This is a genomic window from Salinispora mooreana, from assembly GCF_000379065.1.
In the GTDB taxonomy this organism is placed as follows: domain Bacteria; phylum Actinomycetota; class Actinomycetes; order Mycobacteriales; family Micromonosporaceae; genus Micromonospora; species Micromonospora mooreana.
The window spans coordinates 3,436,892-3,459,069 of the sequence record NZ_KB900614.1 but is presented as its reverse complement, the minus strand read 5'-3'; the positions used below and the strand labels follow the sequence as shown (position 1 = coordinate 3,459,069).

Here is a 22,178-nt window from a genome sequence, read left to right as displayed (position 1 = left end):
GCTGCCCAGCAGCCCCCCATTGCTCGGGTGGCGGTTGCTGAGCCGGCTGGGCGACTGCATCCGGGTGGTGCTGCCAACCCGGTTCACCTGGCCGTGCCGCACCCGGATGGGTCACCTCACGTCCTCCTCAGCAGGGCCGGTACCACTTAGTTTCCGGTCGCGACGCGGATGTCGGCCACCGTCACCGCACGCAGTTCGTCCAGGTCCGGGCGTCGACCAGACTGGCGCAGCCGCTGCGCCTGGGCCTTGCGTACGCGTTCGAAGAGCTTGCGGGCCTCGCGGGCGTCGCCGAAGTTCTGGTCTCGCTCGATGGTGGCGAAATGCGCCTGGACCAGCTCGGCGGCACCGTCGGCGAGCAGGTACTCGTCGCCGACGGCAATCCGCTCCACGATGACGGCCAGCTGCTCCGGGCTGTAGTTGCCGAACTCGATGGTCTTGGCGAAGCGGGAGGCGAGGCCCGGGTTCGCGTCGAGGAACTGGCGCATCTCCCCGATGTATCCAGCGGCGATGACGGCCACCTGGTCGCGGTGGTCCTCCATGAAGAACACCCCGCCCCGGGCCGTCTCGAACGCCGCGGCAGTCTTCTCCGCCGTGTGGCCCAGGTATTGCCCGACCAGGTCCCGGCGGGCCACCTCCCGGAAAGCCCCGCCTGGCAGCGCGCCGAGCGCCGCCAGCAGCTCGCCGTAGATACTGGCCACTGTGGTCTTACCGGTGCCCGGCGTGCCCGCAAAGATGAGATGGTGGCTGACCGTGCCGACCGGCAGCCCGGCGCTGCGCCGCCACTCGTTCACCTGAATCTCGTCGATCAGCGCGTGCACCTGCTCCTTCACCGTCTCCAGGCCGACCATGGCCTCGAGCTCGGCCAGGAGCAGCTCGGTGCGTTCGGTGTCCTGCGCCTGCCCGGCCCGCGTCGCCTCCGCCCCGAAGGTGGCACGCCGGTTGCCGGAGCCCTCCACGATGGTGGGAGTGGCATCGGCGGCGATCTCGATCGCCGGTAGCGCGGTGTTCTCGGTGGTGCACTCCTCCACAGTGCCCTGGCAGCCGCGGGCGAAGGAGACAGCCGGCCCCCGGGTGTCCCGAATTCGACAGCGCCGCAGCACCGGAGCGCACTGGTGCACCACGGCGACGCCCGCGTGCCCGGTCTGGGAGATGTCGCAGGTCTCTACTGTCGGACGACCATACTGGTAGATGTAGATGCCGCGGTTGCCGCAGCGGGTGATCGTGCTGGCGCGGATCGTCGGCGACGCGCCGATCCGGACGATGATGCCGTCTTCGCTCAGGTCGCTGAACTCGCATCCCTCCACGGTGCCGTCGGAGTCGTCAACGATGAGGCCGTAGCGAGCGCCATTGACCCGGCAGCGGGTCATGCTGAACTCCGATCCGCGGGACACCGAAACTGCCGGGCCAAAGCCGGTGCTCAGCTCGCAGTCGGACAGCACTAGCTTCGCCCGTTCGACCTCGACGCCCGGTGCGTCTCCGGCCTTGAGGACCAGATCCCGCAGCTCCAGGCGACCCGAGTTGGCCGAGACCGTGGGGTGCTCCCCGGAGGATGCGTCAACGGTGACGGTGCCGGCGCCCTGCGCGGCGACGATGGTGACAGCGTGGTTGTTGACGAACAACGCCTCGTAGTAGGTGCCCGGGTTGACGGAGACCACGGCGTCGGTGTCCACCGCCGCGAGCGCGTCACCGATGGACGGGTACGCGCCGGGCTGGTCCGGGGAGACGAGAAGGGTGCGCGTCATAGCTCCGGCTCGTGCGTCGGCGGAAGGGATTACGCCGACGATATCCCAGGCGCTCGATCTGGCGGGCCCCCAGGCAACGGCGGGAGGCGACCCTGCTCCGGCGTGGCTATTGGCGCGCGAAGCCCTGGTCCTGCCACCCGACGAGTAGTGACTGCGCAGGAATGGCGGGGGCATGCCGCGGATGGGTCAGGACGGTATGTGGTAGCCGACTGGCGACCGGCGACGCCGCTGGAGAAGACGCTGCTGGACGCCGCCGAGGCCGGAGAGCGGGAGGCGTTCCTGGCGGCGCTGGCCGTCGGCCCACTACTGCTGCCGGTGTCACCAGAGGCGACCGCCGGCGCGGCACCGATGGCGTGGCCGACGGGCCGCTACGACGGGGAAACCCACGTCATCGCGTTCACCTCCCCCGAGGCGATCGCCGCCCGCCTGCCCGGCCAGTCGGTGAACTATCGCGCCCTCAGCCTCCAAGACCTGGCCAGCGACTGGCCGGACGACCGCTGGCTGCTCGCGGTCAACGCCGGTCTGCCGATCGGGGTTCACGTCACCACCGACGAGCTGTGGGTGACCGCGCGAGCAGTGGCCGGACCCGTCGTGGCAGCTCCTGCTGAATCCGGGCACGCCGTTGGTGGCGACGTTGCCCGGTGCGGCCCTGCGGACCCTGCACGACTGGCTCGGCCAGCTCCGGCAGGTGGTCACCGACGCCACCGAGGAGGAGCGTCAGCGGCGGGAGCCGAACGCCGCCACTCCGGCAGCACCGGGTGTGCCAGCGCCGCGGAGCGCGCCGGACGCGGACGACGCTGTTGATGAGCCCGACCCGGACCTACCCATCCGGTTGCAGCCGGTGATTCCACACCGGTACCTAACTTCCTGTCTGGAAGACGGCTACCAGCGGGCCGCCGGTCTGGTGCACGCCTGGGCCGGGCCGGGCCGGGACACCCCGGCTCGGCTGTACCGCCGGCTCGGTCCGCTGGGTGTGGGCTCGCCGTTTGTGGAGTCCGACGAGTGGGTGGCTGTGCTGCGGTGGGATCCGGATGAGGCGACGCCCGAAGAGTGGGGGCGCGGCCAGCCGCGGATGGAGTCGCTGGTCGTCCCGGACGGTACGGGTTTGCACTGCCTGCACCGGGATGGCCGCGACGAGTTGTTGGCGTGTTTCGACGCGGCTTCCGGGCGTTGGCTTCCGGCTGGTTCCTGATCCCCGGGGTGTGGTTAGTCGGGGCGGCGCCAGTGGGCGTCGTCCGTGGGCTCGGTCGGAGGTGTGGTGGTGGGGGCCTGGGGTGCGGCTGCGGCTTCCATCGTAGGTACTGTGGCTTGTCGCCGGCGTCGGCGCCGGTATCGCACCAGGAGCAGCACCGGCGTCGCGATCAGACCGAGGGCGACGAGAACGATCGCGATCGAGAGCGCCATCTCGAGAGTCTTGTTCATTGGCTCTGAGTCGTTCGCGCGGGCGCGGGCAAGGGTTGGGTTGATTTCGGGTTCTCGGGGGGCTTGGGTACGGGTGGCGCGGCCGTCTGGTTCACCGGTCAGGGCCGCGCGTAGGTCGAGTTGGCCCCAGCCGTAGTCGAGGTCCTTGCCGGGTTCGCCGGCGTCGCGGGTGGTCTCGACCATTCGTTTGAACAGGCCCAGTGAGCCGAGGTTTGGGTATTTCGACTTCACCAGGGCGACGGCGCCGGAGACGATGGCGGTGGCGCCGCTGTTGCCGGTGACCGTTGCGTATCCTCCGCCGGGCACTGCTTGGTAGAGGTCTTCGGCAGGTGCGGCGAGGTGGATCTCCCCGGCACGGAGGGAGGCATCGCGGCTGGGTTGGCCATCGCGGTCCGTGCCGGCCACCGCGAGCGAGGCATCGTGCATGGCCGGGTGACCGATGCCCGTGTCCCGGTTACCGATGCCGGCGACGACGATCACACCGTTCTGGTAGGCCCGCTCAACGGCGTGGTTTAACGCATCGTTGAAAGGGCCATTCAGGGAGACGTTGATGACGTCCGCACCCTGGCCGATCGCCCAGTTGATTCCGCTAGCGACCGTGCTCGGCTCGATAATCGGTAGATTTCCGGTCCTCTGCCCCGCCACGGTGATCGGCAGGATTTTGGCTTTGGGAGCGATGCCGAGGACTCCGTCACGGCCGTCGGGGCCGTGTCCGTGGCCGGCGATGAGGGAGGCTATTCCGGTGCCGTGCCCGGTGCGGTCCTCGTGTCCTTTGGACTGGTCGTCGTAGACGTCTTCGCCGGGTAGCACGTTGTCTTTTAGGTCTGGGTGGCTGGCGTCTACGCCGGAGTCGACGACCGCGACGGTGACTCCCTCGCCCTGGGAAATTTTGTGTAGCTCGGTTAGTTCGAGGGCGTCGAGGTGCCAGGCGTCCTTTCGGTCAGCGGCGGATGCCGGCAGGACTGACGCGCCGAGGGCCACTATGGCGCCGAGTGCCGCGGCGGCGATCGTGGCTACTGGGCGGGGGGCGAGACGCATTCGCGGTTACCTCCTCTGTGGTCGCAGCGCGGCCGGCTAGGTGGTTGTCACATGGTATGGGCCGGTCTCACCCGTGGTGGGGTGGCCGGCCCGTCGGAGGTTAGCCTTGGCCGAGGGCTCTGCCGTGGTGCCGTGGTCGCCGCTCAATCGGCGTGTCGACGGTGCCGGTCGGGGGCGGTTCGGTGGCCCAGAGCTCGCCGTCGCCTCCGCCGTATTCCCAGCTCTGCGTCTTCTTCGCTGCGGCTTGTCGTGCCCCGGTGCGGGGGGCGGTGGGGGTACCCCGGCGGCCGCCCAGTGATGGTGCGGGTCCGGTGCTGGGCACCGGTCGGGTGCCGCCGGCTCGGGTGCCGCTGCCGGTTGACGGGGTGGGGCGGTTGGCGGCTGGTGGGGTGGGGTGGCCGATGCTTGACGGGCTGGTGCTGTGCTTGCCGTCGAGGGTGGGCGGTGGTGGTGTCGGCTTGGGGGATCCTGTGCGGGACGGGCCGGGGCGGGGGCTGTGTGGTCCTGGGGCGCCGGTGTTGCCGGGCAGGGTCGCGCGGTTCGCTGAGGGGCCCCGATGGGTTGGGTTGGGGGCGCCGGGGTTGTTGGCTCCCGGCAGCGTGGTGCGGGGGGTACCGGGCCGGCTGGTGGTGGTCGGCAGGGTCGGGCGGAGATTCGTTGGGCGGCTGACGCCCGGTAGCACCGGCGGGGGTGCAGGTGTAGGCGTGGTGGGGACCGGTGGCGTGGCCGGCGAGGGTCCGAGCGTCGGAGGCGGCGCGGTCACGGTGCCCCCGGCGAGCCCGACGCCGTCGGATAGCTCGGGCGGGGAGGGATGTGGCGTCACGTCGAGGTGGTTGGGCAGCTCCAGCCGGCCACCGGGCATGGTCGGTGCGGGCGGCTGCAGCCCGATCGGTGCGTTCGGCCGAGCGGGCTGCGGGAGCTGTTCGAGGTTGACCTCGGCCATTTCCGTTGGCCCTTTGTATCTGCCACCGCGGTAGATATTCGTATAGGAAACGTCGATATACAGCTCAGCTAGCGGCTTGACGATATTCTTAGCACGTTCATGAAACTCCTTCTGCACTTCCTTGAACGACTTGCCGTTGTTCAACCCAAAAATGTCGCTGAGCTGTAGTCCCTCGTCAGCCTTGCGTTTCTGGTTTTGGCGCTCCTGCTCGGTTTGGTATGTCAGCCAGAGCTCGCGCATGTCCCGCTGGGTCTGCGTGATCTTGCTGGCGACCTGCTCCAGGCCACTGGCGTGCCGGTCGGCGACCTCCCTCCACTCGTCCAACGAGTGGAGGGCCGCACCCACCCGGGTCATAAAGTAGTGACCCGCGGGCGACTGCCACCTCGCTGCCAGCCCGTCGGCGTGCCGTTTCAGACTCTCCCGCGTGGCCTGTAGCAGGACACCGGTGCGGCGCCAGGCCTCAGCGAGGGCGACGGTGCGCTCGTCGCTCTCGTTGCGGACATATTCCCACATCTGCTCGATGTCGACCGTGTCCCACTGCGTGGGCGCATAGGCCGTGGCCGTGTTGTCGAGGTAGTCGTCAGTGAAACCGGCAAATACCCCATGGGTCAAACGGGTTGGCGCATACCCGTAGTACTGGTCTGTCATCCCCGCTCCTCAACACTCCCGTCCCGCCGTCAACCCCGTGGATCAATATCTGGCGGAGCTAATGCGTCGGCGTGCATCCCCTCGTCGTCTCCCTGGATCTGGTATACAGCGGCGCCCTCGCCGATTATCTTGGGCTGGTCGAGCATCGGAGGCCTCTCGGTGCTGCCACCGTTTTCGCTGGGGATGAAATTTTCTTCGAGGTGGGTGGCGGCTGAGTCGAAGCGCGCTTCCGAAAGCGAGTCAGCCGAGTTTTCCGGTCCGTCGTCGCCCTGCTGCCAGCTGCTGTCGAAAGCCAGTTTCCCTTCGACCTTTGAAAAGGCGTTGAATACGTCATTATTGGTCGCCTCAGTGAGAGCGTCTTCAGTGAGGTAGCCAACGGAGATCGATTTGGCTGCAACGCTGAGAGACGCCAGTCCCTTCGTCACGTCTGCGAGTAGCTGTTGTATCGCCGCACGGCTGTGGTCGTGTCTGGTCCGAAAGTATTGGCCTTCCTTCATTCCACCCGCGCCGAACGGCGCCTGTACTTGGAGCAGCGGAACCACGCCGTGCTGATGGCTAGGCGTAAAGTTCGCGTTCAGCTCGTCCATGAGGGCAGCCGCGAAGTCGTCGAGCCGCTGGATGTCGACGTCGATCTTTTCCCCGGCGAGCCAGTCGTCGCCCATGTGTCTCCCCCGATCGCTCACCCGTCAGCGGCGCACTCGGCCAGTCGCGCGACTGTAGCTATTTGACTAATGTCCTAATCGCGCATTCTTGTAGCCACGGGCTGAGTATCCACTCTGGTAGAGCATGGTGTCATCGCGCAACCCCGCCGGGTGCTCAAGCCCGCGACGGAAGATTCACCAACTGCACCAACCGGGTGCCCTCCCGCCGGGTGACCAACCAGCCCCGACCCGGTGGTAGTGGCCCGGGGCGAACGGTGCCGAGCAGCACCCCCTCGTCCCGGTTGCCGGACATCACGATGCCCGGGGTGCTGATCTCCCGCAGCCGCATCAGCACCGGCTCGTAGAGGGCCCGGCTCGCGCCGCCGGTGCGGCGGGCGAGGATCACATGTAGGCCGATGTCCCGGGCCTGCGGCAGGAACTCCAGCAGCGGCATCAGCGGATTGCTGCCCGCCCCCGCCACCAGGTCATAGTCGTCAACCAGGACGTAGAGCTCGGGCCCCTTCCACCAGCTGCGCGCCCGCAACTCGTCGGGCTTGATGTCGGCGGGGGGCAGCCGGTCCCGCATCACGGTGGCTACCTCGGCGACGATGTTCTCGGTGAGCTGCGCTGACGATCCGTACCCGATCAGGTGATCAGTGGTGATGTCGCCGAGCATGCTGCGGCGATAGTCGACGAGGACCAGCCGGGCCTCGTTCGGTTCGGTGCGGTCGACGATCGACTGGGCCAGTGCCCGTAGGAAGGTGCTCTTGCCGGACTCCCCGTCGCCGAAGAGCAGGAAGTGCGGGTCGGTGGCGAAGTCCAGGTGTACCGGCTGGAGGTCCAGCTCAGCGATGCCGATCGGCACGCCGGACCGTCCGGTGGACGGCAGGCTGCCATACGGGACCACCGGCGGGAGTAGGCGGATCGGCGGAGCTCCCGGCCCCTCCCAGGCGGTGGCGAGGTCGTTGATCAGCTTGCGAGCTCCTTCGGGCAGGCTCTCCGGCTCCTGGGCGCCGTCGGCGCGGGGCAGCGCGGCGAGGAAGTGCTGACCGTCGGGGTTGATTCCCCGACCGGGAGACTTCTCCGGCACGTTGATCGCCGCGCGGCGGTCCAGCATGGAGTCACCCGCATCCGCGAGCCAGAGCTCCAGCCGGGTGCCGAATACATCCCGGACGGCCGGACGCAGGTCCATCCAGCGTCCGGCGGTGACGATCAGGTGGATGCCGAAGGAGAGCCCACGGTTGGCGATGTCGCTGATCGCCCGCTCAAGGTCCTCGAACTCGGTACGAATGGCGGACCAGCCGTCGATGACGAGGAAGACATCGCCAAACGGGTCATCGGTGTGCTGGCCGTGCCGGCGAGCGCGCCGGTATGCGGCCATCGAGTCGACCCCGCGTTCACCGAACCGCCGCTCCCGTACGCCCATCAGTAGCTGCAACTCGGCGATCGTCCGCCGGACCAGACCGGCGTCGAGTCGGGTCGCCACCGCGCCGACGTGCGGCAGGTCGCGCAGGGAGGAGAGCGCATTGCTGGCCAGGTCGAGGCAGTAGACCTGAGCTTCACGTGGCGTGTGGGTCAGCGCCAGCGAAGTAACGATCGTCCGCAGCAGGGTGCTCTTGCCGCTCTGCGGACCACCCACGATCACTGCGTGGCCGGCGGCACCCGCCAGGTCACACCAGAGCACGTCTCGACGCTGCTCGAACGGCTTGTCGATGATGCCGGTGGCCACCTGAAGCTCGCCGACCAGGCCGGCGTGCGCCACCGTGACCCCCCGGTTCGGGTCCGCGGTCAGCGGTGGTAGGAGCTGATCCAGCGTCGGCGGCTCCGCGAGCGGAGGCAGCCACACCTGGTGGGCCGGTGTGCCCCGGCCGGTGAGCCGGTTGACCAGAATGTCCAGCAGGCTCTCACCGCTGTCGGCGGCGACGTCCGGTTCCGGCGTCGCCTCCTTCTCGGTCGGTGTCACCGGCGGCGCGACATAGTTGGTGCTGTACTCCAGCACCCGCGTCTCGCTGTCACCGGCGGCGACCGCCGTCGCCGTCTCGCCGCGGTAGACGCCGGAGACATACGAGGCCCTGAACCGGACCAGCGGTTCGGTACCAAAGCGGAGGTAGCCGTGGCCCGGCGAATTGGGCAGCTCGTACGCGTCGGTGGCACCGAGCACCGCCCGGCTCTCCATGGCGGAAAAGGTCCGCAGCCCGATCCGGTACGACAGGTGGGTGTCCAGGCCGCGCAGCCGGCCCTCCTCCAGCCGTTGTGAGGCCAGCAGCAGGTGGACACCGAGCGAACGGCCGACCCGACCGATCTGTACGAACATATCGATAAAGTCCGGTTTTGCGGTGAGCAGTTCGGAGAACTCGTCGCAGATGATGAGCAGGCTCGGCAGGGGCGCCAGCGGCGCGCCCGCGGCCCGGGCCTTCTCGTAGTCGCGCTGCGAGGCGTAGTTGCCGGCCGCGCGCAGCAACTCCTGTCGGCGCACCAGCTCACCGTTGATCGAGTCGGCCATCCGGTCCACCAGCGGCAGCTCGTCCGCGAGGTTGGTGATCACCGCGCTGGTGTGCGGGAGAGCGTCCAGCCGGGTGAAGGTCGCGCCACCCTTGAAGTCGACCAGGACGAGGTTCAGGTGCTCCGAGTTGTGCGTGGCGGCGAGCGCCAGCACCAGCGTACGCAGCAGTTCGGACTTGCCGGATCCGGTGGCACCGATCAGTAGGCCGTGTGGACCCATGCCGTCCTGCGCGGACTCCTTGAGGTCGAGTTCGATCGGGGTGCCGTCGGTGCCCGTACCGATCGGCACCCGCAGCCGGTCCCGGTTCGGCCGTGGCTGCCAGGCTGCCTCCAGGTCGAACTCGTGCGGGTTACCGATGTTGAGCAGGTCGACCAGCCCCAGCTCGGCGGTGAGTGAGCCGTCGCCACCCCGGGACGCGGCCGACAGCCGCAGCGGGGTCAGCTGCATGGCCAGCGTCTCGATCTCCGTGATCCGAGTTTGATCTGCCCGACCGATCTCGGTGGTGCCATCCACCGTCGTGCTCTCCATTTTGTGGTCCGCAGTGACCTCGAGCACCAACCGAGCTCGATCCAGCAGCCGCGGCGCCGGGCTAGAGAGGTCGAGCAGGGTGACGCCCTCCACGCCACCCTCGGTCATCAGGTGGTCTGAGGCGGCGGTGTCGCCGCCGTCGATGACGACCAGGACGTGCGGCCCGCTCACCTGGGACGTACCGCCGGTGGGGTTGAATCGGGGTCGGCTGGCCAGCACGTCCTCGAGCATCGCCTCCAGCCCGGTCGCGGAGGGCGCGACGAGCCTCAGCTGTCCCAGCGCGTCGGTGCGGCTCGGGTGCAGCCCGTGCGGCAGCCACTTCGTCCACTCCCAGGCGGCACGCCGATCGGGGGCGACACAGATCGCTACAAGGAGGTCGTCCGGGGCGTGGAAGGCGGTGGCCTGGGCGAGCATCGAACGGACCAGCCCTCGCGTCGCTTCGGCGTCCCCGTGGAGATGCACCCGGGCGAAGCCGTTGAGAGCCATCGTCACCGGTAGGTCCGGCACCTCACCATAAGTCGTCAGAAAGCGGCGCAGAGCCAGGGCGCACATCGGCTCCAGCTTTTCCAACGTCGTCGCCGGCGGGGGCACCAGCGGCGTAGCCAGCTCCTGCGGCCCGAGACCGATACGAACAGTGGCGAAATCCACGTCTCCGGATCGGCGCTCCCACAACCGAGGGCCAATCGGGACAGACCAGAGTGCACCCGGTTCTGGATGCCGGTAGAACGCGGCTTCTCGCTGCTTACGAACCGCCTTGAGTACCCGGTGACGTTGCCGCGACAGGTGCGTCATGTACTCGCGTCGTTGTTGCAGCATCTCCTGCCTGCTCGGTCCACCGGGATTATTGGCGATCTGCGAAGCGAGCATCCCGATCGCGGAGAGGCCGAAGAGAGCTCCGGCGACGTAGCGGATGGTGTTGCCGCTCTGACCGGCGAACATCAGCGCCATCGCGAATGATCCGGCGAGCATCGGCAGCATCATCAGCAGCTGTCCCCAGCTGCGCCCACCCGGCGCTGGCACCTCCGGCGGCGCCTCCAGCAAGACCTCGCCGGACGGGTACTCCGGCTCCGGTTGCCGGGCCGGACGTTTCACCACAACGGTGCTCACCTATCAGACCTCCCCGCTGGTGCCTGGACTCAATCGAAGCCAATCGGTGCCCACGCCACCGGCACATGGTAGGTAGCCTCTCTTCGTCATGACAGCCGCGGGCCCGGTCGGCCCGCTCCTCGTCGGAGGGGGCGGCAGTGGTAGCCCAGGCCGGAACCGGACTCGCGCGCATCGCCGTCGTCGCCCCGAACCGGCGACTCGATTTAGCCCTCCCAGAGCACCTACCGCTGGTCGGGATGCTGCCTGCCGTGCTAAGGCAGGCAGCGGAGCACCCGTCAGACGGTACCGCCCACGGTGGCTGGACACTGCGCCGTACCGACGGCACCACCATCGATCTCCACCGTACGTTGGCGGCGCAGAACATCCGAGACGGGGAGACGCTGTACCTGGTACCGCGCCGTGTCGAGTGGCCAGAGCTGGCGTACGACGACCTGATGGAAGCTGTCGCCGCCGGCGCGCGTCGCCGTGGGATCGCCTGGAATCCACTCGCGACCCGGCTGACGGGGCTGATTGTCGCCAGTGCGCTGCTGCTGACGGGCCTGGCCGTCATCATCGGATCGGACGAGCCCGGCTGGCTCGGCGGCGTGATCGCCCTCAGTGCCGCCGCGGGGCTACTGCTGGCCGGGACTGTGCTCTCCCGGGCAATGGCCGACTCGCTCGCCGGGGCGGTGTTGGCCGTCGCCGGCCTGCCCTACGCCTTCGTTGGCGGGATCCTGGTGATCGGGACCGGGGAATCCGTCTGGGCACTCGGCGCGCCGCACGTGCTGCTCGGTTCTGCCGTCCTGCTCCTCACCGGCCTACTCGGCATCCTCGGGGTGGGGGATGCTGCCCGGGTCTTCGTCGCGGCGGTCTACGCCGGGATCTGGGGCATGCTCGGCGGGTTGTTCGCCCTTGGCTCGCTCGACGGCGCCCAGGGCGCCGCCATCGTGGTCAGTGGGGTGACGCTGCTGCTGCCGGCGATGCCGCTGCTCGCAGTGCGGCTGGGCAAGGTGCCGATGCCGGCGCTGCCCCGGACCGCCGAGGACCTGCTGCGCGACGAGCCGCAGCCGCGGCGGGAGGCGGTCTACCAGGCGACTGCCCGGGCTGACGAGGTACTCACCGGCATGATCTTCGGGTCGATCGTGGTCACCGTTGGTTGCCTGATCGTGTTGACCACGGCGGGTTCGGTCTCCGCTCTGGTGTTGACCGGAGTCGTCTCCCTCGGCTACCTGCTGCGGGCTCGACTGGTGCCGACCGTCCGGCACCGGGTGCCGATGCTCGTCGGAGGGCTCGTCGGGCTGGCCCTGTTGCCCCTGGTCGGCGCGGCCGATGCCGAGACGGTGGTGCGGGTGCTGGCGGTGCTGCCGGTGGCGATGGTTGCGGCGGGGATCTCGGTCAGCGCCGGGCTCGCCTACAGCCGACAAGCCCCGTCACCCCGGCTGGCCCGGCTCGGGGACCTACTCGACATTCTGCTGCAGCTCGCGGTGGTGCCGGTAACATGCGGTGTGCTGGGCCTGTATGGGTTCATGCGTGCGCTGAACGGCTGATCCCGTCGAGCTGGTCGTCGGCGCGCCAGGTGAGGGCGCTCGCCTCCGGGACATCGTCGCCGCCGATCAGGGTGTCGAGCGGCGGGGAGGCACTCCAGCCCGGCGAGCTCGTCGGCGAAGTGGCTCAGCCAGAGGTCGACGGCGGCGGTCATGTCCCGACCAGGGAACCACCCGGCTTGGTCCAGGACCTCGCGCACGTCTGGCGGGAACCGGCCCTCGGCGGCGCGGTACCGCGCATACCGTCGGCGACAATCGCGCCCGGCAGCGATGGCCACTGGGACACCTCCCCGATCTCTCGGTCGACGACCACGACGAGGTGTCCGGTGTCCGCTGGGGGCAGGGGCGTTCCGTCCGGCGCTCTCTCGGAACCGGGCCATCGCCTCGTCACGACTGACCATGGGAACTACTCGGGCAGCTGAGGTGATCTGGACGCAGTGCCGGCCGGCGCCGGGCCCACGGTTCTCGTCGCGGTGCCTATCGTAGGCAGCGCGGTTCGGCTCTATCTGTGCCGACCGTACGCAAGGGGAGGGTGCCATGCCATCGCGGCGGGACCAGGTCCAGTCGTACCAGTTTTTCGTCCAGCGGATGACCTCCGCGCTCGTGGTCCGGGAGCCTGACCCAGAGACCGCCGCGCCGTTTCGGCGGCTCGGCGGTGCCGGCTTTGCGAGCATCATGGTGGCGGTGCTCTGCCTCGCCGCGGTGGGCGTCTACGGGTTGCTGCGCCCCGGTGGCGCCACGAAGTGGAAGGAGCAGGCGGCCGTCATTCTGGAGAAGGAGACCGGTACTCGGTACATCTACCGGGAGGGGCGCCTGTACCCGGTGGTCAACTACTCGTCGGCGCTGTTGGCGTTGGGGGAGGCCGCGCCCACCGTCTCCGTTTCCCGCAACTCGTTGGTCGGCACGCCGCGCGGCACCCCGATCGGCATTCGGGACGCGCCGGACGCGTTGCCCGACCCGAAGCGGCTCCTCTCCGGGCTATGGACGCTCTGCACCCAGCTGGCCCGTGACCCGGCGGGTGAGAATGTCGCTACCACGGTGCTGACCGTCGGCACGGCATCCGACGGTGGGCAGGAGATGGGCGATGCTGCGCTTTTGGTCCGTGACACTACGACGAACCGAGTGCATTTGATCTGGCATGATCACCGCTACGAGATTGGCGATGAAAACGTCGTCCTTGAAGGCCTCACCATGACCACCGAGCCCGTGATCGAGGTGGGCGGGGCGTGGCTGAACGCCCTACCTGCCGGTGAACCGATCAAGATTCCGGAGGTAGCCGACCGAGGTGAGCGATCCGATGCATTGCAGGAAGCCCGGATCGGCCAGGTCTTCGTCGTGGAAAGCCAGAGTGGTGGCCGTCAGTACTACCTTGCGGAGCGCGAGCAGTTGCGGCCGTTGACCCAGCTCCAGGCCGAGGTGCTGTTGGCTGATCCGGATGCCACGCAGGCCTATCCGGATGGGGCGCTACCGGAGCCGGTTTCACTCTCGGCGGGTGCCGCGGCGGCGGCACCCAAGGCGCCGCCGCCGGCCGGGGGACCCCACCGCGCGCCTGGTGAGCGTCCCGAGATCGCCCAGGAGGCTGTCGATCAGCCAGCGGTCTGTGCGGCCTACCAGCCCGGGCGAAACGAGCCGACCCTGCTCCTAGGAGCGCAGGCGCAGCCGGTGCAGGAGCCGGTGCGCACCGCCGAGCAGAGCAGCACGGGCATCCCCCTCGCCGACCGGGTGGCTATCGAACCCGGGCATGGCGTCCTGGTGGAAGCTATGCCGGCGCCAGAGGCTTCGACGGGTGCTCTGAGCCTGGTTACCGACCTCGGCTACCGGTATCCGCTGGCCTCGCAGGAGGTAGCAAAGATGCTCGGGTATCGCGATGTGCGGCGCGTTGAATTACCGGCGAGCCTGGTCGACCGGCTCCCCGCCGGTCCCGCGCTCGACCCAGCAGCCGCAAAGCGGGCGCTCGGCCCGGAGCAGCCTGACAGACCACAGTAGAGTCTGCTGCGCGAATACGGTTGGCTGGCCTAGCGCAGGTGAGACAGAACCCGTTACGGTTCGCATGGAAAGCGGTGCGAGCGCGCCGCAACGAGGCCGCCTCCGTCAATGCGAGGCGATCGACGAGAACGGGGGTGACTCCCATGACGATGCGTACCGACACCGGCTTAATGGTGAAGACCGAGGGCGAGGTTAACGCCGTCGCCGACCGGCTCACCGGCAATCTGAACCAGCTGATGGATCAACTCGCGCCGCTGTACGACCAGTGGAAGGGCGCCGGTGCGGGCTCCTTTCAACAGGTGCGCCAGCGGTTCGACCAGGACATGGCGCGGTTGAACGTAGCGCTGCGAGCGATCGCCGAGGCGGTCGGGTCTTCCGGCAAAGACTACGACGTCGCGGACCAAGAGATCAGGTCCGAGATGGATTCCGCTGGTGCCACTGCCGGGCAGATCACCGCGGCGCTCAGGCTCTGACGGGGGAGAAGGTTCCGGGATGGAGATTCAGTACAACTTCGGTGCGCTCAACGCCGCAGCGGACAACTGCGGCAGCAGTCTGAAAAACATGAACGGTGAGCTCGACGGGCTGAAGTCCAGCATCGCACCCCTGCTCGCCACCTGGGATGGTGACGCGCGCGAAGCGTATTTCCGTCGGCAGAGTGACTGGGAGTCGGCGGCGAACGACCTGCGTGACCTGCTCGGTCGGATTGAGAGGGCGCTACGCGAGTCGGCGGCCAGGATGCAGGCCCGTGAAGCGGCAAACCGGGCGAAGTTTGGCGGCTGAGCCGCTGCGGATGATCCGATGGCCCGGTCTCGTGCCGGGCCATCGGCATTTTGCGGTCCGGCCAGCCTCCTGGCCTACCCGGCAGCGCGACGGTGGCGTCGAATCGGCCGTCAGCCGCGAGGTAGCGAGGTGGGCACCCGAAAGAACGTCTCTTCGGGCTCGTCGATCTCCGGAGCCGAGGGCGGCGGCTCGCCGGGACGGGTGGGGCGCCAGCGGAGGCGCCGTCCCCGGGGTACCAACGAAACGATTGCGCCGACGGCGAGCGCGACTGCCGCCACTGATAGTCCGCCCCAGAGCCCCACCCGACGGAAGTCCTCCCACCGCTGCGTTCGCTCCTGAGCCACTGCGTCGTAGGGCGGCTCGGGCAAAGGGGCCGGCACCACCGGGGCTTCGGTGCGCAATCGCTCGGTAACAGCTCGATAGGGGCTGAGCACACCCTGCCCGTATCCCTGCTCCGGACCTCCCCGGGCTGGGTCCGCGGTAGCTAGTAGCCGGCGCGAGACCTGCGAGGCCGAAAGCTGTGGTTCGGCGGCACGGATCAGGGCCGCTGTCGCACTCACCAGTGGGGCCGCGAAGCTGGTACCGCTCCAGACATCGTGGCCGTCTACGCGGGTGGCCGCCACGACCGCGCCACCAGGAGCCACCAGATCAACGTAGGGCCCAACCTGTGACTGCTCGAGCCGTGCGCCCTGTTGGTCGATTGCGCCGACCCCGATCACACCGTCGTACGCGGCCGGGAACGGCACCGGGTCGGGTTGCTCGCCGTTGCGATGGAGGTTTCCGGCGGCGGCGACCAGGACCACGTCCTTCGTTTGGGCGTAGCGGATCGCTTTCTCGACGGCGGCGTCGGGTCGGTAGAGCGTTACGGACATGTTAACCACATCTGCGCCGTCGTTGACGGCCCGACGGATAGCCTGCGCGAAGACCTCGGGGGAGACGCTCTCGCCCTGGGCCCCGTCACCCTCGTTACCGGCCTGCTCGCTGACTCGGATCGGGAGGATCGTGGCTTCCGGAGCCAGGCCATGAAAACCCACGCCCTCCTGTGGACGGGCGGCGATCAGGCTGGCTACCGCGGTGCCGTGGGAAACACAGTCCACGTCACCACCGCTGGCCCTGCGCAGGGCGTCAAATCCGGACGTCACCTGACCGTCAAGCTGCGGGTGGTTGCTGTCAGAACCTGAGTCCACAACGGCAACCGTAACTCCGGCCCCGGTGCTGAAAGGCCATACTCGTCGGGGAGCCAGCCACTGCTGGTGCCACGAGGTGTCGCTGATGACCTGACCCGGCTCGCTCGGACTGGTGCAGACCACCCGAGCTGCTACGGCCGGCGCGTGGGGCATCAGGATAGTCGAGCTGACCAGCGCTAGCACGAGCGCACCAGCGCGCTGACGGCGATTGTGAAGCATGTCGCGCGCACCTCTCCTTCGCACAACGCCGCTGCATTCTAACGATTTACGCCCTGTCGCCGGGGCCCCGGTATCGCGTCAGGTTCAGTATCGTGAGTCCTGCCAACTACAGCCGGCTGGTTGTGCCTTATAGACGTGCGGGGAGAGAGGACGTCGTGGACATCGAGGCCCTGCGTGCTCGTGCTGATGAGCTGATGGCCCAGGTTGAGCGGATGCGGTCGGGTGTGGGGGAGCTTCAGCAGTAGCTGAAGGCGGTGAACGTATCTGTGGTCTCGGAAGACGGATACGTGACGGTGACGGTCGGTCCTAATGGTCACGTGACCAAAGTAGAACTCGACCCACGAATCTATCGGCGGCCGGACTCAAGAGTACTGCCCACCACGGTCACTGAGACGATCCAGCGGGCGACGGAATTGGCTCTGGCGGAGGTTGGGTAGCTGCTTCAACCGTTCGTGTCGGACGGTCGGTTCCAGGCATATCTGGATCATGATCTGGCGGGTGTTGTTGGTCAGCTTGACCGCGACGTATCCTGGGAGGGGGCCGATGACCGGCCCGAATGAGACGTTTGTCAACCCGGACGGCGCGTGTGATGGTGCCCGTCAACTCGAAGCAGCCGGCGCGGCGCTGGCTCGCGGCGGGGCACAGCACGCAGCCGCCCTCTCCATGCTCAATGCAGGTGCGCTGTGTGGCAGTGGAGCAGCACCGGCGCCAACCTCTGGGAGGTCTGCACGGCGTTCGCCGACGCCGGCGCTCGAGCGGAGGTGGCGGATGCCCGCGAGCACAACCCCCGGCATGTGCTGCGTGAGTTCCTGACCACCCTGCCCCTGCTGGTCGGGGCGTTCGCCGCCTGCCTGGACGAGGCAAAGCCGCCGGACGGGGGCAGGGTGAGCTCGGCGGGCAGTCGGAAGGTGAACTCGCGGGCCCGGCCGCAGGCGGGGCAGGGGCCGCTGTAGCGGGCCGCCAGGTCGCCGTCCTCGAGCGCCACGACCGTGCTCTGCCGGTCGAACCGTGCCTCCCCACAGGCGCAGGGCCGCAGGTCCATGTAGAGGTGCGCCTCCGCGCTCGTACGACTCGCAGGCAGGCACCGTACCGATTCTGCTGCTCAAAGAGCCCCGCGCCAGGTGGCGGTCGTCGAGGTCCGGTGCCACCTGCCGCGTTCGCGGGTTGGCAACGGGGCGGCGGGGACGTTGGTCAGTCCATTCACCGCGTTGGTGACGGTATTCGAGGCGTACACGATGTGTGGGTTGGTCGCGCAGGCCGAGGTGAGGTGGAGGGCGTAGCGGCCGGTGCCCCTGAGGCCCGAGGTGCTATTCCGCCAGGAGTTGCCACAGCCCAGCCGTCGAGTTGGTGGTGTGTCTCGTAGCCGTCGGCGAGGATGCCGGGACAAGGAGTGGAAAGCTAACTGGCTGGACACCTCTCGTCCGTCAGTGGTTGCTCTGTGGCAGATGCGCCGGACAGAACGATGGCCTGGGCATCGCTACCCAGGCCATCGATCGTGCGGTGCCGGCGTGAGTGCCGGTGGCCTCACCTACGGCGGTGCCGGACCCGGCGGCCGTTACGGCGGGGGTGGGGGTCGGGCGGCACTCGCTGCCGCCCGACAAGCGCTCAGCTTCCGGCGTTGCGCCGTCGCCGGTGCGTGAAACCGATTGTGAGCAGGAGGGCGGTTCCCGCCAGCATGGCCAGGCTGCCGACGAAGAGCATTGATCCGCTGGACGATCCGGTGATGGGTAGGTCGGTCCCGGTGGGGCTTGGCGTGACGGTCGGGGTCGCTGTCGGATCAGCGGTCGGGGTGCCGGACGGTGTGGTGGTCGGCGTCGCCGTCGGGCTGCCCGTCGGGGAAGCGCTGTCGCAGGCGAGCGTCGTGCTGAAGGGGAAGTCGTGGATTTCCCCGCCGCGGTGCTCCAGGGTGCGCGCGATGATGCTGCCTTCGGTGTTGCTCTGGTCAAGATCGGTGAAGTCGGCCCGCGGCGCGTAGATCGTCCCTTCGACCGTCGCGCCGTTGGGCGCGAGGGTGAGGGCGGTGGCGGTGGGGAAGTTGAACAGGATGAAGCGGGCTTCGGGCCCGCCGATGCCGGCGAAGTTCGGTGCGGTCCAGTCGAAGGTGTCCGCCTCGTCGGTGGTGTTGACGTTGACCAACAACGGACTGCTCGCGGTCGGCTGGTCGGCGAAGGTCAGGATGCCGATGTTGTCCAGATCGATCGAGTTGATGTTGAGCACGTTGGTGGTGTTCGCGCTGAGGTCGATGACGGCGTTGGTCCCGGGCGCGATGGGGGAGGAGATCGGGTCGCCGTTCGGGTCCCGCAGCACGACGGTGTTCTGGCACGTCGCGAGTTCGGTGGAGTTTGACCGGAAGGTCTGGAACGCCTCCGCGAAGTCGATCACCGAGACCGGCCCGACACTCGTCGCTGGCTGGGTGGTGACGAGTTCGATCCGGGGCGAGGCGTCGTAGTCATTGATCGGCAGGATTCGCGTATTCGCCGGCGCGTTGTTGCCGTCGACATTCCGGACGAAGGTGTTGTTCAGATTTCCGATCTTGGCGTATCCATTCTGCAGGACCTGGAGGCGGGTGTTGGGCACACTGTTCGCGAAGTCCACCTGCCCGTCAACCACGAGGGCTGTCGGGTTGTTGTCGCCGGGGGCGAAGAAGCTTCCCGCGCTCACCACGGCTAACTGGTACTGCGAGAATGCGAGGTTCCCGCCGACGGCGAGCGTCCCCTCGTTCTCCGATTCGATCAGGGTCGCGTTTCCCTCCGTCATGACCAGAAATCCTTCGGTGGCTTCGACGGGATCGATCGGGCCGACGGGCGCGGCGCTGACCACGTTGCCCAGCATCACGAATGCGGTGGCGGCGGCGACCGCGGCGACCGCGGCGGCGCGGGTAGTAGTCACCTTTGCGCTCTTGTTCATGACTTCCCATCACGTTGACGATTATTTTACCCTTTTAGGGATGATAGGCGTAATATGGGTGATTCATGTGTCTTGACCCGCCCGGGCCTGTCGAGTCGAGACCACGTTGCACCAGACCGGGGCAGCGCGCCTGGCCGCATCCCATCGAGGCTGCGTGCCGGCGCGGAAGTGTGCGGCTCTCACTAGGTGCTACCCGAGGCTGATGCCGGCGACTGGAAATGCCGGCCGGATCGAATCAGCCCTCACCTTGGTGTGAGCGACGACGACGTAGACCACGGTGAGGCTGAGTGCGGCAACCATGCTGTCCAGGCAAGCAGGCCCTGTGTCCATACTCGACTCGATCCGGCCAGCATCCGTGTCTGCGGCTTGCCGAGCCGCGTGGCGCTCCGGATCTTTCGGAACTCGCCAGGGTGGTCAGCAAGACGTGGTCACCGACCCGTGGCTCGTTGACGTAGCTCTCAGGTCGACAGTGTTCCCGGTGATCCGCTGAGCCTCCTGCGCCTGGGCAGTCCCCTTGACCCCGCCCCGTTGTCCGAAGCGGCCCTCGAGCGCGGCAGGCCGTACACCAATGACCAGCCGCGCCGTCTGCGTCAGGTCCAAGGGGCCGCGAGTGTCACCGGAGTACCGCATAATCCGCTCATGACCTCTACCGGCTCCGCACGACTGTCACTGTGGTCCACAGACTCCGTGCTGTCGATCGGCTCCCACGGCTCGGTACTGTCCATCGGCAGCGTCGGCTCGTTCGCCTCCATCGCCAGTATCGGCTCGGCCGGATCGATCCTGTCCGTCGGCTCCGCGCTGTCGGCCGGATCGGCCCTGTCCTGGCGGTCGCGCTGGTCGCTACTGGCCGACCAGTCCTTCGGCGCCGCGCTGGCCTCTCGCAGCAGCAACCGCGCACTCACCGGGCCGCCCGCCGTGCTGGCAGCCGTCGCACTGGCCGCCTATGCCGGCTACCTATTGGCGCGCTCCCGCCAACCCGACACAAATCGACCTTCGCGGCAAGGTGGCAGGCATCCGGTGGGGCACGAGTCTCGGCGTGCCGCGAAGGTCGTGCCGCCACGGTGAGGCCATGCGACTGATGCCAAGATGAGTCGATCTCTGTTTTCTCTGGTGCCTCCGGCGGGAATCGAACCTGCGACACACGGTTGAGGAAAGGAGTGTGGGAGGGTTCGCCACAGGGCTTCTGACCTGCATTGGCGGGCCGACCTCAGCCCCTTCCTGCTCATGATCAATACGCGCATGGGCCGTAGCATCGACAGTGCGCTTCGGCCCGTCGAGGACGGCCGAAGCCCGCAAGGCGGGCCGTCAGCACGGGCACCGAATGAACCCGACAAGGCCGAACCACAAGACCTGCCACTGCACGTTCACATGCGGATAGTCTGCGACTGGTAGGGCTCTTCGAGGTAGTCGATCTGTTTCTCGGTCAGCGAAACGTCCACCGCCGCAACAGCATCATCAATGTGCCGCTCCTTGGTGGCCCCCACGATGGGGGCGGTTACCCCTGACTTACTCAGCAGCCAGGCGAGGCCGATCTGTGCTGGTGGGAGAGCGCACTCGTTGGCGACGTGGGCTACCCGTCGGAGGATCCGCTCGTCGCCGCGCCCGTACAACGCCTCCCTGCGGTCGGCGTCGCCGCTGGACACGCGAGCGGTTGCCGCTGCCTCGGTCGCTCCGGCGCGGGCGACCAGTCCACGGGCCAGCGGGCTCCACGGGATGACGCCGACTCCCTGGTCGCGGCAGAGCGGGATCATCTCTCGTTCTTCTTCCCGGTAGAGCAAGTTGTAGTGATTCTGCATGGCAACGAACCGGGTCCACCCGGACATGTCGGCAGTGTGTTGCGCCTTGGCGAACTGCCAGGCGGCCATGCTGGAGGCGCCGATGTACCGGGCCTTTCCGGCGCGCACTACCTCGTGTAGGGCCTCCATCGTTTCCTCGATCGGTGTCTGGTCGTCCCAGCGGTGGATCTGGTAGAGGTCCACATGGTCAGTGCCGAGCCGGCGCAGCGACTCGTCAATGGCAGCGTGAATGTGCTTGCGGGACAGCCCACCATCGTTGGGCCCGGTGCCCATTGGAAAGAAGACCTTGGTGGCAAGTACGTAGTCGTCCCGCCGCGAGAAGATCTTACCCAGCAGACGGCCGGTGACCTCCTCACTCGTTCCTGACGAGTACATGTCGGCGGTGTCGAAGAAGGTGACTCCGGCATCGACCGCCCGCCGGACGAGAGGTTCGGCGGCGTCCTCGCTGAGCACCCACCCGTCACTCTTGCTGCGATCGCCGTAGCTCATCATTCCCAGGCAGATCCGCGAGACCTTCAGCCCTGTCCTGCCCAAACGTACGTACTGCACTCAGTTCGCCCCCCCCTTGCGACCACCAGATCACCGTGATCCTACGAGCAGGTGTGTGGTAACACGCAATACCTGAGGCCATCCGTCACCGGACGCTCTCGGTTCGGTGTCGACCTGGCGTGCGGTCGGGAGGGTCTGCTGCGGAGGTTCGCTACCGCGGCCCTGGTGTTCGGTCCGGAGGCGTGGCAGATGTTCGTACCACACGCCCGGCGCTGACCAGCAAGAACTTAAGCCCCCCGGCGCCGATGCCGGGGGCTTGGGCATGTCTAGGGCCCTCAGGGCTTTGCCCTCCAAGAACTCAACCATGGCGTTCAAGCCGTCCCTGAGGACGCGTGAGACGCTGTTGGCACTGACACCCTCCGCCTCAGAGGACGTCTGATTCACGTATTTTGTGTGTGTTGTGGTTGTAGTGGTTCTCGCCAGGTTGGGGTGGTTTCGGCGGTGAGGCGTTTGGCGAGGTTGTCGATCATGGCGAGGGTGATCATGCTGGCGGAGTTGTCGGGTCGTGCTTCGTAGTCGCGGACGAGTCGGCGGTGGTGCATGAGCCAGCCGATGGTGCGTTCGACGACCCATCGCCGTTTGACCACGCTGAAGCCTTTGGCTTGGGGGTTTTTGGTGACGGTCTCGACGTCGACGCCGAGGGCGGCGCCGTGTTCGAC

At 67.8% G+C, this 22,178-nt stretch carries 14 protein-coding genes and 5 pseudogenes; 8 read left to right on the top strand and 11 right to left on the bottom strand.

The window, feature by feature from the left end:
• Nucleotides 1-146 precede the first annotated feature (146 nt).
• Complete coding sequence (locus tag SALPAC6_RS0116490; RefSeq protein ID WP_018254479.1) at nt 147-1,742, bottom strand: right-handed parallel beta-helix repeat-containing protein; 1,596 nt, start codon at nt 1,740-1,742, stop codon at nt 147-149.
• Between the two features lie 198 nt (nt 1,743-1,940).
• Here SALPAC6_RS0116490 and SALPAC6_RS31030 point away from each other — a divergent pair.
• A pseudogene (locus SALPAC6_RS31030) lies at nt 1,941-2,934 on the top strand (SseB family protein).
• A gap of 14 nt (nt 2,935-2,948) precedes the next feature.
• Here SALPAC6_RS31030 and mycP (SALPAC6_RS0116475) read toward each other — a convergent pair.
• The 4 genes from mycP (SALPAC6_RS0116475) to SALPAC6_RS0116460 all read right to left on the bottom strand — a co-directional run bounded on the left by mycP (SALPAC6_RS0116475) (nt 2,949) and on the right by SALPAC6_RS0116460 (nt 10,572).
• Nucleotides 2,949-4,202, bottom strand: coding sequence for a type VII secretion-associated serine protease mycosin (mycP, locus tag SALPAC6_RS0116475; protein ID WP_018254478.1), 1,254 nt, complete (start codon nt 4,200-4,202; stop codon nt 2,949-2,951).
• 100 nt (nt 4,203-4,302) lie between these two features.
• The gene (locus tag SALPAC6_RS0116470) at nt 4,303-5,793 is read right to left on the bottom strand and encodes a WXG100 family type VII secretion target (protein WP_026189744.1); all 1,491 of its coding nucleotides are present in this window, start codon (nt 5,791-5,793) and stop codon (nt 4,303-4,305) included.
• Between the two features lie 29 nt (nt 5,794-5,822).
• Nucleotides 5,823-6,455 (bottom strand): hypothetical protein, encoded by a 633-nt coding sequence (locus SALPAC6_RS0116465; RefSeq protein WP_018254477.1) that lies wholly within the window; start codon nt 6,453-6,455, stop codon nt 5,823-5,825.
• Nucleotides 6,456-6,609: 154 nt separating this feature from the next.
• Nucleotides 6,610-10,572: a type VII secretion protein EccC gene (locus tag SALPAC6_RS0116460; protein WP_026189743.1), complete on the bottom strand. Its 3,963-nt coding sequence runs from the start codon at nt 10,570-10,572 to the stop codon at nt 6,610-6,612.
• A 137-nt stretch (nt 10,573-10,709) separates the two neighbouring features.
• Here SALPAC6_RS0116460 and eccD point away from each other — a divergent pair, with 137 nt between their 5' ends.
• Entirely contained in the window at nt 10,710-12,098 is a 1,389-nt protein-coding gene (gene eccD / locus SALPAC6_RS0116455; protein ID WP_018254475.1) for a type VII secretion integral membrane protein EccD, read from the top strand.
• 74 nt (nt 12,099-12,172) lie between these two features.
• Here eccD and SALPAC6_RS31025 read toward each other — a convergent pair.
• Nucleotides 12,173-12,486 (bottom strand): annotated as a pseudogene (locus tag SALPAC6_RS31025) (SUKH-3 domain-containing protein); the annotation flags it as partial.
• 146 nt (nt 12,487-12,632) lie between these two features.
• Between SALPAC6_RS31025 and eccB the strand changes: the two are divergent.
• From eccB to SALPAC6_RS0116440, 3 genes are all read left to right on the top strand, one after another.
• Entirely contained in the window at nt 12,633-14,081 is a 1,449-nt protein-coding gene (eccB, locus tag SALPAC6_RS0116450) for a type VII secretion protein EccB (RefSeq protein WP_018254474.1), read from the top strand.
• A gap of 143 nt (nt 14,082-14,224) precedes the next feature.
• Nucleotides 14,225-14,554: a WXG100 family type VII secretion target gene (locus tag SALPAC6_RS0116445; RefSeq protein WP_018254473.1), complete on the top strand. Its 330-nt coding sequence runs from the start codon at nt 14,225-14,227 to the stop codon at nt 14,552-14,554.
• Nucleotides 14,555-14,573: 19 nt separating this feature from the next.
• Complete coding sequence (locus tag SALPAC6_RS0116440; protein ID WP_018254472.1) at nt 14,574-14,861, top strand: WXG100 family type VII secretion target; 288 nt, start codon at nt 14,574-14,576, stop codon at nt 14,859-14,861.
• 110 nt (nt 14,862-14,971) lie between these two features.
• Here SALPAC6_RS0116440 and mycP (SALPAC6_RS0116435) read toward each other — a convergent pair whose 3' ends face one another.
• Complete coding sequence (gene mycP, locus SALPAC6_RS0116435; RefSeq protein WP_033666399.1) at nt 14,972-16,267, bottom strand: type VII secretion-associated serine protease mycosin; 1,296 nt, start codon at nt 16,265-16,267, stop codon at nt 14,972-14,974.
• 194 nt (nt 16,268-16,461) lie between these two features.
• Here mycP (SALPAC6_RS0116435) and SALPAC6_RS31020 point away from each other — a divergent pair.
• Both SALPAC6_RS31020 and SALPAC6_RS0116420 read left to right on the top strand, forming a co-directional pair.
• Nucleotides 16,462-16,827, top strand: a pseudogene (locus tag SALPAC6_RS31020) (YbaB/EbfC family nucleoid-associated protein).
• A gap of 123 nt (nt 16,828-16,950) precedes the next feature.
• Nucleotides 16,951-17,154 (top strand): annotated as a pseudogene (locus SALPAC6_RS0116420) (hypothetical protein); the annotation flags it as partial.
• Here the strand turns inward: SALPAC6_RS0116420 and SALPAC6_RS31015 are convergent.
• Both SALPAC6_RS31015 and SALPAC6_RS0116410 read right to left on the bottom strand, forming a co-directional pair.
• Nucleotides 17,130-17,309 (bottom strand): annotated as a pseudogene (locus SALPAC6_RS31015) (hypothetical protein); the annotation flags it as partial. The pseudogenes SALPAC6_RS0116420 and SALPAC6_RS31015 sit on opposite strands and share 25 nt — an antisense overlap.
• Before the next feature lie 563 nt (nt 17,310-17,872).
• The gene (locus SALPAC6_RS0116410; protein WP_018254466.1) at nt 17,873-19,174 is read right to left on the bottom strand and encodes a choice-of-anchor A family protein; all 1,302 of its coding nucleotides are present in this window, start codon (nt 19,172-19,174) and stop codon (nt 17,873-17,875) included.
• Between the two features lie 639 nt (nt 19,175-19,813).
• Here SALPAC6_RS0116410 and SALPAC6_RS0116395 point away from each other — a divergent pair.
• On the top strand, nt 19,814-20,239 hold the full coding sequence (locus SALPAC6_RS0116395; RefSeq protein ID WP_018254463.1) for a hypothetical protein: 426 nt from the start codon (nt 19,814-19,816) through the stop codon (nt 20,237-20,239).
• A 299-nt stretch (nt 20,240-20,538) separates the two neighbouring features.
• On the opposite strand, the gene SALPAC6_RS0116390 is transcribed toward SALPAC6_RS0116395, so the two are convergent.
• Both SALPAC6_RS0116390 and SALPAC6_RS0116385 read right to left on the bottom strand, forming a co-directional pair.
• Complete coding sequence (locus tag SALPAC6_RS0116390) at nt 20,539-21,519, bottom strand: aldo/keto reductase (RefSeq protein ID WP_033666400.1); 981 nt, start codon at nt 21,517-21,519, stop codon at nt 20,539-20,541.
• Between the two features lie 380 nt (nt 21,520-21,899).
• Nucleotides 21,900-22,178: transposase (locus SALPAC6_RS0116385; protein ID WP_018254461.1), on the bottom strand; the 279-nt coding region annotated here is incomplete at its 5' end.

Coding starts and splice junctions, on each gene's coding strand:
- SALPAC6_RS0116490 (WP_018254479.1), bottom strand. CDS start 1,742: ATGACGCGCACCCTTCTCGTCTCCCCGGACCAGCCCGGCGCGTACCCG.
- mycP (WP_018254478.1), bottom strand. CDS start 4,202: ATGCGTCTCGCCCCCCGCCCAGTAGCCACGATCGCCGCCGCGGCACTC.
- SALPAC6_RS0116470 (WP_026189744.1), bottom strand. CDS start 5,793: ATGACAGACCAGTACTACGGGTATGCGCCAACCCGTTTGACCCATGGG.
- SALPAC6_RS0116465 (WP_018254477.1), bottom strand. CDS start 6,455: ATGGGCGACGACTGGCTCGCCGGGGAAAAGATCGACGTCGACATCCAG.
- eccB (WP_018254474.1), top strand. CDS start 12,633: ATGCCATCGCGGCGGGACCAGGTCCAGTCGTACCAGTTTTTCGTCCAG.
- SALPAC6_RS0116445 (WP_018254473.1), top strand. CDS start 14,225: ATGACGATGCGTACCGACACCGGCTTAATGGTGAAGACCGAGGGCGAG.
- SALPAC6_RS0116440 (WP_018254472.1), top strand. CDS start 14,574: ATGGAGATTCAGTACAACTTCGGTGCGCTCAACGCCGCAGCGGACAAC.
- mycP (WP_033666399.1), bottom strand. CDS start 16,267: ATGCTTCACAATCGCCGTCAGCGCGCTGGTGCGCTCGTGCTAGCGCTG.
- SALPAC6_RS0116410 (WP_018254466.1), bottom strand. CDS start 19,174: ATGAACAAGAGCGCAAAGGTGACTACTACCCGCGCCGCCGCGGTCGCC.
- SALPAC6_RS0116395 (WP_018254463.1), top strand. CDS start 19,814: ATGACCTCTACCGGCTCCGCACGACTGTCACTGTGGTCCACAGACTCC.